At 63.4% G+C, this 13,368-nt stretch carries 13 protein-coding genes; 8 read left to right on the plus strand and 5 right to left on the minus strand.

Annotated features, from left to right (window positions below; translation table 11 throughout):
* Window positions 1-237 precede the first annotated feature (237 nt).
* The 4 genes from BSZ39_RS10245 (at window position 238) to BSZ39_RS10260 (ending at window position 4,159) form a co-directional block, all read left to right on the plus strand.
* Window positions 238-1,230: an endonuclease/exonuclease/phosphatase family protein gene (locus BSZ39_RS10245; protein WP_073717237.1), complete on the plus strand. Its 993-nt coding sequence runs from the start codon at window positions 238-240 to the stop codon at window positions 1,228-1,230.
* Between the two features lie 152 nt (window positions 1,231-1,382).
* Window positions 1,383-1,910 carry a GNAT family N-acetyltransferase gene (locus BSZ39_RS10250; protein WP_222842934.1) on the plus strand — a complete coding sequence of 176 codons (528 nt, stop codon included), beginning with the start codon at window positions 1,383-1,385 and terminating at the stop codon, window positions 1,908-1,910.
* 75 nt (window positions 1,911-1,985) lie between these two features.
* Window positions 1,986-3,269, plus strand: a complete 1,284-nt coding sequence (gene glyA / locus BSZ39_RS10255; RefSeq protein ID WP_073717239.1) for a serine hydroxymethyltransferase — start codon at window positions 1,986-1,988, stop codon at window positions 3,267-3,269.
* The gene (locus BSZ39_RS10260; RefSeq protein ID WP_073717240.1) at window positions 3,266-4,159 is read left to right on the plus strand and encodes a bifunctional methylenetetrahydrofolate dehydrogenase/methenyltetrahydrofolate cyclohydrolase; all 894 of its coding nucleotides are present in this window, start codon (window positions 3,266-3,268) and stop codon (window positions 4,157-4,159) included. The genes glyA and BSZ39_RS10260 overlap by 4 nt, the downstream gene beginning before the upstream one ends.
* On the opposite strand, the gene BSZ39_RS10265 is transcribed toward BSZ39_RS10260, so the two are convergent.
* Complete coding sequence (locus tag BSZ39_RS10265) at window positions 4,156-5,109, minus strand: GNAT family N-acetyltransferase (protein ID WP_083603232.1); 954 nt, start codon at window positions 5,107-5,109, stop codon at window positions 4,156-4,158. The genes BSZ39_RS10260 and BSZ39_RS10265 overlap by 4 nt on opposite strands.
* Window positions 5,110-5,177: 68 nt before the next feature.
* Here BSZ39_RS10265 and BSZ39_RS10270 point away from each other — a divergent pair, with 68 nt between their 5' ends.
* Window positions 5,178-5,990 carry an exodeoxyribonuclease III gene (locus BSZ39_RS10270; RefSeq protein ID WP_073717248.1) on the plus strand — a complete coding sequence of 271 codons (813 nt, stop codon included), beginning with the start codon at window positions 5,178-5,180 and terminating at the stop codon, window positions 5,988-5,990.
* Between the two features lie 38 nt (window positions 5,991-6,028).
* On the opposite strand, the gene BSZ39_RS10275 is transcribed toward BSZ39_RS10270, so the two are convergent.
* From BSZ39_RS10275 to BSZ39_RS10290, 4 genes are read right to left on the minus strand one after another with little or no spacing between them, the layout of a single operon-like run.
* Window positions 6,029-7,210 carry a mannose-1-phosphate guanylyltransferase gene (locus BSZ39_RS10275; protein ID WP_073717242.1) on the minus strand — a complete coding sequence of 394 codons (1,182 nt, stop codon included), beginning with the start codon at window positions 7,208-7,210 and terminating at the stop codon, window positions 6,029-6,031.
* On the minus strand, window positions 7,207-8,469 hold the full coding sequence (gene galK, locus BSZ39_RS10280; protein ID WP_073717243.1) for a galactokinase: 1,263 nt from the start codon (window positions 8,467-8,469) through the stop codon (window positions 7,207-7,209). Before galK ends, BSZ39_RS10275 begins: the two co-directional genes overlap by 4 nt.
* A gap of 5 nt (window positions 8,470-8,474) precedes the next feature.
* Entirely contained in the window at window positions 8,475-9,623 is a 1,149-nt protein-coding gene (gene galT / locus BSZ39_RS10285; protein ID WP_245792493.1) for a galactose-1-phosphate uridylyltransferase, read from the minus strand.
* Window positions 9,624-9,636: 13 nt separating this feature from the next.
* Complete coding sequence (locus tag BSZ39_RS10290; RefSeq protein ID WP_073717245.1) at window positions 9,637-10,473, minus strand: DeoR/GlpR family DNA-binding transcription regulator; 837 nt, start codon at window positions 10,471-10,473, stop codon at window positions 9,637-9,639.
* A 115-nt stretch (window positions 10,474-10,588) separates the two neighbouring features.
* On the opposite strand from BSZ39_RS10290, the gene BSZ39_RS10295 reads away from it, so the two are divergent.
* The 3 genes from BSZ39_RS10295 to BSZ39_RS10305 all read left to right on the plus strand — a co-directional run bounded on the left by BSZ39_RS10295 (window position 10,589) and on the right by BSZ39_RS10305 (window position 13,320).
* Window positions 10,589-11,095, plus strand: coding sequence for a 2'-5' RNA ligase family protein (locus tag BSZ39_RS10295; RefSeq protein ID WP_073717246.1), 507 nt, complete (start codon window positions 10,589-10,591; stop codon window positions 11,093-11,095).
* Window positions 11,096-11,133: 38 nt separating this feature from the next.
* On the plus strand, window positions 11,134-12,342 hold the full coding sequence (locus BSZ39_RS10300; protein ID WP_083603235.1) for a YihY/virulence factor BrkB family protein: 1,209 nt from the start codon (window positions 11,134-11,136) through the stop codon (window positions 12,340-12,342).
* 255 nt (window positions 12,343-12,597) lie between these two features.
* Window positions 12,598-13,320: an amidase domain-containing protein gene (locus BSZ39_RS10305; protein ID WP_158025173.1), complete on the plus strand. Its 723-nt coding sequence runs from the start codon at window positions 12,598-12,600 to the stop codon at window positions 13,318-13,320.
* The last annotated feature ends 48 nt before the right edge of the window (window positions 13,321-13,368 follow it).

Below are 13,368 nucleotides of genomic sequence, written 5' to 3' on the forward strand. Positions count from 1 at the left end.
CTATCTCGCACCGGCCGACTACGCTCGGCAGTGCACCCATCAAATCGAAACCGACGACTCGCACAACGTCCGGACCTAACCGTGGGGGCAGGTCATTCGGACCGCTGTGAGTATCTTGCGAATCATGGTGGCCTAGTTACACTGAAGTAGGTGCGAGGATCGCTGGGAAACAACGACGTTGTAGCTCTTTCAACGCTGCGCGGGAATCAGAATCGACATCGAATTCGAAGGAGGCTCGTGGCGAGCGTTGGCCGCGCGGTCGCGATGCTAATGACGCTGGTTGTACTACTCCTAGCCGTTGCTCCATCGCTGCCCATTACACGCGCGCTGTCTTCCATCATTCCGTTTGCCCAGATGATCGCCTTCCCTGCTCCTCTAGGGTGCTTGCTGGTTGTTGTCGGAGTTGGGGTTGTGTGGAAGTCGTTGTCGCGTCGTCGTGCTCCGCTCGATGTCGTGTCTGGGGTCATGTGCTTCCTGGCTGGTCTAGTTTTTGTTGTCTTCCCAGATGGCTTCACCACTCCCAGAATCGTCGAGGTTCACCCCGCCAGCGCGAGCACGTTGACGATAATTGCGTTCAACACGCAATCCACTTTGAGTGAAGAAGATTTACGATCCATCCACGCTCGATATGAACCGGACGTCATGGTCTTGCCAGAGACATCCGAGTTTGAGCTGTCTGAGTTGAGCGAAAAGCTAGGCATGTCTGGCGAAGTTATTGGCACTGAAAACGATGGATTGCCAGATGACTATTCGGGGAACATCGCCCCAACGACGATATGGGTTAACTCTCGACTTGGTCCGGTCCATCGAGCATTGGGCCCCATCAGCTCTTTCGGTACCGTTGCTGTCGAGTTTGAGGATCAACGACTGCCCCGGATCATCGGCGTGCATGTGGCCCCGCCCCTGCCGGGTTTGATGGGCAAGTGGAAGGCAGACCTTGAACGAACTGTTGACTATGTTAAGGCTTACGAAGGCTCTCTCATTGTCGCTGGTGACTTCAATGCAACCTTGAGACACGGAGCGTTAACCTCCCTACGACATCCGCAGGAGACGGCAAACCAGTGCGAAACGCGAGGCAACGGTTCGTGGCCAACGAGTATTCCGTCGTTCTTGCGCGCTCGCATTGACCACATCCTCATCTCGGGGAATCTCGCTGCAGTGAAATGCTCCGAAATGGATCTGGGTTCTTCTGACCATGCCGTTATTGTGTCCACCATTCAGCTTCCATAAGGGGCGGAAGACTCGGCAGATGGGCGGAGCAAGGCAACACACGGCATGTCGGGTTCCGTCAAGGGATAGCCGCCAGCTCCGTCGATTCCCGCGATGCCCCGAGCCTGAAAACACCGTAGGCTCGGGGCAGAGCCATCTTTAGGAGGACAGCCGTGTCTGACGTGAGAATCGACCTCATCGCCGCCGAGCACGCCGGAGAACTCATGACCGTGCGCCGCGCGGCGTTCGTGACCGAAGCGCAGGTCTACGGCGATCCGCACCTGCCGGTGCTCACCGAATCACTAGAGGACATCGATAAGGACCTCGCACGCGAGGACGTTGTGACCCTCGGCGCATGGATTGGCACGCGGCTCGTCGGCTCGATCCGCGTCGCGATCGATGGCACCCGCGCCAAGCTTGGCCGCCTGGCCGTCACGCCCGACTTGCAGAAGCAGGGGATCGGGACGGCGCTGCTGCTCAAGGTACTGGAATACCTGCCCGAGGACATCTCCGAGGTGTGGGTCTTTACCGCGCAGGACAAGCGCGCGAGCCTGGACATCCCCGGGATGCCCGGCCACGACGATGATTTCGATGAATACGCCGGCGAACTGACCTACTCCTACCTGCGCCGGGTGCTTGGCGAAGAAGACGAAGACGATGACGATCTCGTCGACGCTTTCGGCGCCCCCGCCGCCGACTGATCTGCGCTAGGCTCAACCTCGTCACCCATTATCGATTCGGCGCCGATGACGGCCGAAACCTAGGAGCAGGTACCCGTGACGCAGGATGTCCTTAACGCCCCACTAGCTCAGATCGATCCAGAGATTGCCGACGTGCTGACCGGGGAGTTAGACCGGCAACGTCACACCCTGGAGATGATCGCCTCCGAGAACTTCGTGCCTCGCGCCGTGTTGCAGGCCCAGGGTTCGGTGCTCACAAACAAGTATGCCGAGGGCTATCCCGGCCGGCGTTACTACGGCGGCTGCGAGCAGGTCGACATCGCGGAAAACCTCGCTATCGAACGCGTCAAAGCGCTATTCGGGGCCGACTACGCCAACGTCCAGCCGCACTCAGGAGCTACCGCCAACGCGGCCGTCCTACACGCGATCGCCTCGCCCGGTGACACCCTGCTCGGCCTCGAGCTCGCCCACGGCGGCCACCTCACCCACGGCATGAAGATCAACTTCTCCGGCAAGCTGTACGACGCCAAGGCCTATGGCGTGGATCCGCAGACCTACCTCGTCGACATGGACAAGGTACGCGAGGCGGCCCGCGAGCATGAGCCGCGCGTCATCATCGCCGGGTGGTCCGCATACCCGCGTCAGCTCGACTTCGCCGCCTTCCGCGAGATCGCCGACGAGGTCGGCGCGACCCTGTGGGTCGACATGGCGCACTTCGCCGGGCTCGTCGCCGCAGGGCTGCACCCGAACCCCGTGCCGCACGCTCACGTGGTGTCCTCCACGGTCCACAAGACGCTGTGCGGCCCGCGCTCCGGCCTCATCCTGTCCTCCGATGGTGGGACCTTCGGACGTAAGCTCAACTCGGCCGTTTTCCCCGGCCAGCAGGGCGGCCCGCTCATGCACATCATCGCCGCCAAGGCGACGGCGTTTAAGCTCGCCGGTACGCCCGAGTTCAAGGATCGCCAGGAGCGCACGATCGAGGGCGCCAAGATCATCGCCGAGCGGCTGCTTGCCGAGGACATGAAGGACTCCGGCGTCTCGATCCTCACGGGCGGCACCGATGTCCACCTTGTGCTCGTCGACCTGCGCAATTCCGAACTCGATGGCAAGCAGGCCGAAGACCTCCTGCACGCCGCGGGCATCACGGTTAACCGCAACGCGATCCCGTTCGATCCGCGCCCGCCGATGGTCACCTCCGGGCTGCGCATCGGCGCGCCGGCGCTCGCGACCCGAGGCTTCGGAGCCGCTGAGTTCTCGGAGGTCGCCGACATCATCGCGACCGCGCTGAAGGACGGTCATCGCGCCGACGTCGACGCCCTGAAGGCGCGCGTTTCCAAGCTGACGGAAGACTTCCCGCTGTACGAGGGACTCCAGCAGTGAGGCGCGGCTGGGTAGGCGATGCCAAGGTCCTCGATGGCACGGCCACAGCCGCGCAGATTAAAGAGGAACTGAAGGCGCGGGTCGCGAAGCTGAAAGAACGCGGCGTCACCCCTGGGCTCGGCACCGTGCTCGTCGGTGAGGATCCCGGCTCGGTCTCCTACGTCGCGGGCAAGCATCGCGACTGCGCCGAGATCGGCATTGCCTCGATCCGCGAGGACCTGCCCGCGGATGCGAGCGAGGCCGATATCCGAGCCGCGATCGAACGGCTCAACAATGATCCGGCATGCACCGGCTACATCGTCCAGCTGCCGCTGCCCAAGGGCGTCGATACCAACGCGCTGCTCGAGCTCATCGACCCGGACAAGGACGCGGACGGCCTGCACCCGACGAACCTTGGGCGGCTCGTGCTGCGCATCAGCGAGGAGATCACGACCCCGCTGCCGTGCACGCCGCGTGCCGTTATCGAGCTCATCGAGCGCCACGGGATCGACCTCAACGGCGCCGACGTGTGCGTCGTGGGGCGCGGGACGACGGTCGGCCGCTCGATCGGCCTGCTCATGGGCCGCAAGGACGTCAACGCGACCGTGACGAGCTGCCATACGGGCACGAAGGACCTGGCCGATAAGGTCCGCTCCGCCGACGTTATCGTCGCCGCCTCGGGCGTTGCGGGCATCATCACGCCCGACATGGTCAAGCCCGGTGCGATCGTCCTCGACGTCGGCGTCTCGCGCGTCGTCGATGAGGAAACCGGCAAGGCACGCCTATACGGCGACGTCGCCGACGGCGTCGATGCGGTCGCATCGTGGCTCTCCCCGAACCCCGGAGGCGTCGGCCCGATGACGCGCGCGCTGTTGCTCGTGAACGTCGTCGAAGCCGCCGAACGCGCCTAGCTCACCGGCACGCGCCGCCGCCACGTGTGGTGCAGCGGGCGGTAGCCCGTCTTGTGCCACAGCGAGCAGGAGTACGGGTTCGTGACCGAATAGTCCGCGATCATCGCGCGCGTACCGATTTCGCGTTGCGCGGCGTGTGCCGCCGTGACGAGGGAGCTCATCACGCCGCGCCCGCGGAAGTCGGGCACGACGTAGGCGAGGCCCAAGTATCCGACCCGGGCCAGCGACGTGCTGCGCGCGAACCACGGCTTATCCGCGGGATCGTCGCTTGTTCCAGGCTCGTTCGTCGTGACGATCCCGACGACGCGCTTACCGCTACGAGTTACAAATGAGGTGCGAGCGCCACTGCTGCGGGCCTCCGCCACGAGCGAGCGTGCGGGAGAGACGGGACGCGGGTACGTCACGAGGTAGTCGGCTTCCTCGTCCCCGAGCGCCTCGATCAACGGCAGGACCTGTTCATCTGTCGCCTCGCTTAAGGGGGCGATCGTGTGGCCCGCGGGTAGCTCATGTGCGGGCGCGAGGCGTGCGAGGTCGGTAAGAACCCCGGTTTGGCTGATGGGAGCAAAGCCCGTCTCGAGCAGGGCCGCTGTGACTGCCGTATCCCGCGCCGGGCTAAACGCCGCGAGGCACGTCTCCCGGTCCGAGGCATCGAGCCTCCAGTGCGCGGCCGCCGCGGCCACCGCATCCGTGACGAGGTCCACCAGGCCCGACAGGTTGCCGTCGTGCCAACACGTCAACTGGGAGGTGCGAAGCGGGCCCCATGCCGAGTGCGGATCGGCGGGGTCCGCGCTGCGGTGCCTCAGCAGCGCGAGGCCGCCGCCCGCGCGAATCACGTGGTCGGTCAGCTCGAGCGTGGGCGGCTCCGCGCCGATCGCAAGGGCCGGATCGAGAGCACGCAGCCGGTCACGGTGGGCGGAGATGAGATCCAAGTCAGCGGGAGAGAACTCCATTGCTTCAGTATTGAGAAAAGTTCTCAAGTGGTCAAGGCGTCCGTACTCCGTGCGACCATAGGGGCATGCTGTCGATCTCTACCGTGAACGTCAATGGAATTCGTGCGGCTTCCCGCCGTGGCATGCCCCAGTGGCTCACCTCCGCCGCGCCCGATGTCCTGCTCCTGCAGGAGGTGCGGGCAAACCGTGCCCAGCTGGATGAGGTGTTCGATACCGATGACACGATCCACCTGCACGATTCGCGGCTGAAGGGCCGCGCCGGCGTCGCGGTCATCTCAGCGCTGCCGCACGGCGAGGTTCGCACGGGCTTGACGGAGGATGAGCCCGATGTCGACTCGGGGCGTTGGCTAGAGGTGGATCTCAACGTCCCGGGCCTGGACCGTCCCCTCACCGTGGTCTCGACCTATCTGCACTCTGGCACCGTCGGCACCGAGAAGATGGATTTCAAATACGCCCACCTCGATCGGGTCGGCGAGCGGCTGCAGGCGCTCGCATCAGATATGGCCGCTGGCACTCGCGAGGTCCTCGTCGCCGGTGACTTCAACATCGTGCGCACCGAGCGCGATATCAAGAACTGGAAGGGCAACTACAACAAGACCGCGGGCGTCCTGCAAGACGAGATCAACCACCTAGATCGGTGGTTTGACGAACTCGGGTTCGTCGACGTCCACCGCCAGCTCGCCGGCGAGGTCCAAGGGCCGTACACGTGGTGGTCGTGGCGTGGCAAGGCCTACGACAACGACGCCGGCTGGCGCATCGACTACCAGATGGCGAGCCCGGGGCTTGCCAGCGCCGCCCGCGAGGCGCACGTTTTCCGAGCCCCCACGTGGGCAGAGCGCTTTTCCGATCACGCTCCTCTCACCATCAGCTACGATCTCTAACTGATGGCGCAGCCGGAGAATGCCGGACGAAACCGCGGCTAGATCAGGTCCTCGCGACCGCGTTCGGCGAGCCACTTTGGAATCTCGCCGACGCCCTGTGCCTGGTCTGCGGTCGTGATGAGGATGGCGTCGTCTGTGAGCGTGACGACGACGTTTTCGATGCCCTTCGCCACGACCAGGGGGAGGTCGCTACCGGTGCGGTGATCGACGACTAGCGCGCCAGGGGCGTCGAGCGCGAAGGCATGTTCGGAGACATCAACGTCGAGATGCTGGCGCAGCGCCGCCATGTCTCCCAGGTCATCCCAGCCGAGATCGGCGGGCGCGGGAACGACTGCGACGCCGCCGTCCGCGGCGACCGGCTCGGCTATAGCGTGATCGATCGCGATGGCCTCGAGCGCATCCCAGTGCGCGACTAGCGCAGCCTGCCGGTCTTCGCTGTCCCACGCCTGCGCAATGGCATCGATACGGTCCGCGAAATCCGGCATGAGCGAGCGCAGGTGGCGCGCCAGGACATCGGCTCGCATGACGAACATTCCCGCGTTCCAGACGTACTCGCCGGACTCCAGGTAGGCGCTAGCGTGCTCCGCATCGGGTTTTTCGACGAACTGGCTGGCGCGGTAGGCGGGCAGCGGGGGAGCGATCGGATGCGGGCCGGTCACGTGCAGGGAGGTTTGGGCGAGCATCGTCGCCGCGATCGCGAGCTCCGGCTTGGAATCCGGCGTCTCGGCAGCGGACAGTTCGAGCTCGCTGCCGAGTTTGATGTAGCCGAAGCCCGTCGCGGCATGCGTCGGGGTGATGCCGATCGTCGTAATGTAGCCATCTTCCGCGCACGTGAGCGCGGTCAGGACCGCATCGTGGAAGGAGTCCTCATTGTCGATGACGTGGTCGGCGGCAAAGGAGCCGACAAGGACCTCCTCCCCGTAGCGGCGGCCCGCGATCGCGCTCGCGAGCGCGATCGCGGGCAGCGAGTTGCGGCCTGACGGCTCGGTAATGATCGCCGTGGTAGGCAGGCCTGTCTGCGCGGCGACGGCCTCGGCGTGCGCGGCGCCCGTGACGATGAGGGTCTCATCGGCGAGCGATTCGAGGCGGTCAACGGTCGAGCGCAGCAGGCTCGAGCCCGAGCCGGTGAGGTCGAGCAGGAACTTGGGGTGGTGGCGTCGCGACAGGGGCCACAGGCGCGTGCCCGCACCCCCCGCGGGAATGATGGCAACGAAGGTCATGGCTCAATCGTGTCATGAGCAAAGCCCGGCGCGGCTGCGATTGCGGCATACAGGTGGGGCTCGGCGAAGCCCCCTTCCGCAAATGCCGCGCGGATCGCGGCCGCGGTATCAGCGGCACGCTCGCTGGTGGTAAGGACGATGGCGCTGCCGCCAAATCCGCCGCCCGTCATACGTGCGCCGATCGCGCCCACCGAGCGGGCCGTCTCGACCACGAGGTCGAGCTCGGGGCACGTCACCTCGTAGTCATCGCGCAGGGAGGCATGCGAGGCGAACATGAGCTCGCCGAGCGCGTGTCTGCCCTCGGGCGTGGTAAGCGCGCCGTCCTGAAGCAGCTCGACGAAGCCGCGCGTGCGGCCAATTTCGGTCACGACGTGGCGGGTGCGAGCAACCAGGCGGTCGCGGTCGGCCGAAGGTGCCCGCTCGGCGAGCTGGGCGAGCACCGAATCGAGATCGGTGATGTCGGCGAGCAGCGGGATATCGAGCAGCTGCGCGGCCCGCTCGCAATCGGCGCGCCGGGCCGCATACTGCCCATCGACCAGCGCGTGTGGTGCCCGCGTATCGACGACGAGGAGCGTTGCGCCTGCCGCTTCGAGGTCGAGCGGCACGTGGGAGATCTGGCCGGTGCGGCAATCGAGGGCGAGCGCGTGACCTTCGTGGGCGCGCAGTGACGCGGCCTGGTCCATGCCGCCGGTCGGGGCGCCCGCGATCTCGTTTTCGGCCCGCACGCACGCCTCAACCCAGCGCGCGCGGGTCTCGTCATCGCCGAGCGTAAGGGGGGAGCCGGTCGCGGTCGCGAGCGCTACCGCGACGGCGCACTCTAACGCGGCGGAGGAGGACAGGCCCGCACCGAAGGGCACGCACGAGTCGATGGCGATGTCGAAGCCCGGGCAGCGTTGCAAGAGCCCGGCCTGCTCGGCAGCCCACGCGACGCCCACGACGTAGCTGGCCCAGCCGAGGTCCGCGCCGGGGGCCACATCATCGAGCGAGATCTCGACCACCCCGTCGGCCTGCGCGGAGGTGAGCCGAACGGTACGGTCTTCGCGCAGCCGCACGTGAGCAAACGTGCGGTGGGGCAGGGCGATCGGCAGGGCGAGCCCGCCGTTGTAGTCGGTGTGCTCTCCAATGAGGTTGACTCGGCCGGGCGCCGAGCCGATGACGGCGGGGCGCTCGGACGCACCGAAGGCGTTCTCAGCCAGGCGCGTCACGCGCTCGGCGCCGGCGGCGAGGCTCAACGGCTCCGAAGTCTGCCAGGTCGTCATTTCCCTCACCGCGTGGGTCGTTCGGCGGAGGCGAGAGCGAGTGCGCTGCGGAAGCGTTCGGCGATGTTCTCGGGGCTGGTATCCGAGATCCACGCGCCCATGCCCGATTCGGATCCGGCCAGGTACTTCAGCTTGCCGGGCGAGCGCAGGAAGGAGAAGTACTGCAGGTATAGGCGGAGGTCCTCGCGACCGGGCCCGATGACGGACTGGTTCCACGAGGCGATATAGGGCATGTTGAGCTTGCCGACCTTGTCCGCGAAGAAGTAGTTTCCGGCCGCCAGCAGATCCAGGTACATGTGGGAGAGCTCAGATTTCTTGTCCTCGTTCAGTGCGGCGAGGTCAGGAACGTTGCGGCGCGGCACGAGGTGGGCCTCAATCGGCCACTTCGCAGCGACCGGGACATACAGCACCCAGTGTTCGCCTTCGGCAAGGATGCGGGTTCCCGCGCGCAGTTCGGCCGCGAGAACGTCTTCGTGCAGTTGGCGTCCCGTGGCGTGCCGGTAGGCGGTAGCGCGCTGCAGCATCGCGGCGGTGCGAGGCGGAATGTAGGGGTAGGCGTAGATCTGACCGTGGGGGTGGTGCAGGGTGACGCCGATTTCCTCGCCGTGGTTTTCGAAGCAGAAGACCTGTTTGATGCCCTCGAGCTCGCTGAGCTCACGGGTGCGATCCGCCCACGCTTCGATGACGGTGCGCATGCGCTTGGGGCCCATGTCGACGAGATTTTCTTCCAGGCGCGGGCCAAAGCAGATGACCTCGCAGCGGCCTGCCGCCGGAGCAGCGGCGAAGAGCTCCTCGCCATCGACGTGGACGATCCCGGTGTCCTCGCCGGGAACCGCAAGCAGGGACGGGAAGCGGTTTTCAAAGACGACAACGTCGTAGTCGGTGTCGGGAACTTCGCCGTCTTGATACTCGGCTCCGGGCCGCGCAGGCGCGAGCGGATTGGCGTCAGCGGGCGGCAGGAACGTACGGTTCATCCGGTGGGTGGCCATCGGAATCCACTCGCCGGTGAGGGGGCACTGTCGCATTTGAGGTCCCGCGCTCATGGACTCGAATCGATCGGGTAGCGGGCGCGGGTCATCAAGCCGCCTGGTGGCCTTCCCCGAAGCATAGGGCTCGGAATCATCGAAGTAGATGAGCTCGCGGCCATCTGCCATGCGAGTGGTAGTTTTACGCATCGCGTTTCGCGACCTCCAGGTTAATTCCATGGTTGACGAGCGATTCCCGCGTCGCCCTATCGGGTTCTTGATCGGTGACGATGACCCCGATGCGAGAGGGATGGCAGAAGCTTCGCAGGCCCGCAACGCCCCACTTGGTGTGGTCCAGGACCGCGACGACCGTGCGGGAGGCCTCAATCATTGCGGTGTTCGTTGCCGCTTCCGACATGTTGGGCGTCATGAGTCCGACTTCCAGGTCATAGCCATGTGCGCCGGCAAAGACCCAGTCGAGGCGCAGCTGCTGGAAGGTTTCAATCGCGAGCATGCCTACGAGCGCGTCGGACGGGGTGCGCTTGCCGCCCGAGAGCATGACGGTTGGTGCGGTCTTGCCTTCGGCCCGGGCTTGCAGAGTCGCCTCGTACAGCACTTGAGCGGACGGCAGCGAGTTTGTCACGATCGTGAGCGTTGCGAAGTGGGGGAGTGTTGTCAGGGCTCGGGCAACGGCGAGGGTCGTGGTGCCAGCGGTGAGAGCCACGGCTTCGCCGGGCCGGATTCGAGGGACCGCGACCTCGGCGATGCGGGCCTTTTCACTCACGTACTGAATCGACTTTGATTCAAAGGAGGGCTCCACAGCGGCCGGCTCGAGCGCGACCGCGCCACCGTGGACGCGATCCACGAGTCCGCGGTCGACAAGTTCGGTGATATCGCGACGCGCGGTCATCTCCGAGACTCCCAGGCTCGAGACGATTTCCGCGACTCGCACGGCGCCATGATCTTCGACCCAGGCAAGAATTCTCTCTTGGCGTTGCCGTGCCAGAAGGGGTGGCCCGCCGTTAGCTGCTTTGCTCATGGTCCTATTGTTGCAAAACAAACACAATCGAACAAGATCGAACGGCTGGCGGCGTGAAAATCGTCGAGCCGATAAGCTGACCTGGATGGTTGCGTCCCGAAGTCTCTACGCCTGTGTGATCCTGCCCTTGTCGGGATCGCTAGCGCGCGCGGTCCGCGACGCTCGGTCGGCCTCCCTTCCGCCCGGCATCGAAGTTCCGACCCATATCACCGTGCTGCCGCCATGGCGGGCCAGCGCTGGTGAGATCAACGCGCTCATAGCGCACACCGCTACGGTGGGGGAAACATGCTCGCCTTTTGAAGTGTCGTCCGGGGAGATCGGTACCTTCGAGCCGATTTCGCCCGTCGTCTATCTCGACATTGCGCGGGGACGCGAATCCATCTTCCGATTGCATCGCCAGCTCAAGGCGGGTGTACCCGGCGCCTATTTTAGGTTCCCATTCGTCCCGCACATCACCCTCGCCCAAATCGATGATGATGCTCAGCTCGACGCGGTTCGCGAGCATATGGCGGACTTCTCTGGCAGCAGTCTCGTCACCGATATGTGTGTTGTTACCGGCCCATCGCTGGAGCGCTGGTCCGAGCAAGAGTGCGTGAAACTCAGCGGACCGGGATCGCGGTAAATGTCGCCTGGAGCCTGCACCATCGATAGCCTGGCTCCATGACCAGCCTGGAAGATAACCCGCGAATTGACGAGGCGACAGTTGTCGCAGTTGAGAAGATCTCCCTCAAAGAGTTGCTTGCGAGTGAATCGAGCGCCGTGGGCAAAGCCAAGGCGATCTTCACGTGGTACCAATCCACTCGCGTCGGTCGCGCTATGTCGCGCCTATCGATGGCCTCGGGATTTTACTTAGCCGGTGGTATCGCTTATGCCGCACTGTTTTCCATCTTCGCCGCATTAGCCATCGGGTGGACGATCTTCATGGCGGTGCTCGGCGGAAATGACCAGCTGCGCACCTCGGTGATCGACTCGGTCAATACCGCGCTGCCGGGAATGATTGACAACGGATCCAATGATGGCTTGGTCAGCCCCGACAGTCTCGTGCTCGATACGGCGTTGAACTTGACGTCCATCATCGCGTTCGTGGTCCTGCTGTGGTCGGCGCTCGCGGTGATGACCGCACTTCGCACGTCGATCCAAAAGATGTTCGGCATCGTCGGCGCCCCGGTGAGTTTCGTTGTTGGCAAGCTCAAAGACCTGTCCGGATTCGTTGTCCTTGCTCTCGCTGTGCTTGTCACTTCGGCGCTCGGCATCGCCGCGGGCACGCTCGGCACCGCGATCCTGGACTGGCTCGGCGTTGAGGGGGCTGTCGCGGGCTTCTTGCTGCGTGCCGTCTCCTTCCTCATCGCCGCTGCGGTCGACTTTGCAGTCTTTGTCTTCCTCTTCCGATTCGTGGCGGGAATGCGAGTGCCAAAGAAGGACCTCGTGATGGGGGCGGGGCTTGCAGCGATCGCCTCGTCGGTGCTTCGCGCCGTGGGAACGGCCGCTGTGGGCTCGGTCAGCAATAATCCTGTGCTAGCTGGTGCGACCGCACTTGTCACCCTGCTGTTGTGGGTCAACCTGATTGCCCGCGTCACGTTGCTGATGGCGGCATTTACCGCCAACGCTCCGGCCCCGGTCACGCCCAACTCGCCGGAGGAAATTCGCCAGAATGAATCGCCCAACTATGTCACCGTCTCGGATCCTCGAACACTGAACTGGGATTTCCAAGCGATGACCGGCGCGCTCAATCCCGATCCCTCGCTCAATCCGGACGCTGAGCCCAAGGAACCCGAGACATCCTATTGGGGCGGCATCATTGGTGCATACAAAAAGTGGCGGATCAAACGCACTGAAGCCAAGCTCGCGAAGATGCGGCGCCCACGCTAGGTTAGTTTGACGCTCAATCGCGTCCAAGCACTTGTCGGCGAGAGGACAATATGAGGATCCTCTAGCTTCGCTGTTGGACTCTTCTCACCAGCAATCCCCGCCAAGCCCCACTTTAGTCCAGCTCCAAACTACGACCTGAGTCGCATGTTTCGAGGGAGTGGATCATACAAACGTAGGAGGCGAGTAGTGTTAATGCGGTGTAGCATCGACCCCAGGTACAATGTAGATGTCACTCAATGGAGAGATGAGATAAGAGTGAAGAAGATCTTGAGCTTGTTGGTAATTTCTGTGCTTATGTGTAGCCCGGTGGCTATTGCTGCGGATATGCAGTCAGAAACACGAGGCCCAATGAGTGGTTCTGAACCAATAGAACGCTCCGATGACACCGGTCAGATTTCGAAATTGAGGTCATTCTTGTCAGACCTCGCGAACAATTACAGAGATATCCCAGAAGCTCGAAATAACGAGCTGAAGGACGGATCGGAAAGACTTCTTCTCTATCCGACATTTAATGCGCCTGAAGCGGCATTTGAGGCGGCGGCCGAGCTTTATAAGTCGTCATTTTCTGACAGACCTGACTTCCCCGCGGAGCTTAATGTGACCAATTGGAGGGAGGTGCAGAAGCTGGTGTACCTTGATGGATTTGATAGTGATATAAACCTGGCGCTATTGGAGTTCTTCGATATCTATGAGAACATTGATGACAATGTGAATATTTCTAGAGCTTTTGATGATCCACGATCGACGGGGGACTCGCTCGAACTTCTCTTACCCGACGTTCAAAATGTGGGTTCTGTATCCGTCCGAGCAGTTCCGCGGTCGTACAATCGTCGCAACGCTGTTGCTTATGCAAATAAGCACGCCACTAATCGAAATAGGGGGTATCAATCCTTCAGTTACGATTGTACGAACTTTGTTTCTCAGGTTTTGCGGCTCTTCAGAGTTGAGTGTGGGTTGATGCGTCCAGGCCGCCAGTGATGAGGAGCATTCGGAGTCGGTAGTTCTCGAGGTTGCGGAATCCGCGAG

Source organism: Bowdeniella nasicola (assembly GCF_001907295.1).
Classification (GTDB): domain Bacteria; phylum Actinomycetota; class Actinomycetes; order Actinomycetales; family Actinomycetaceae; genus Bowdeniella; species Bowdeniella nasicola.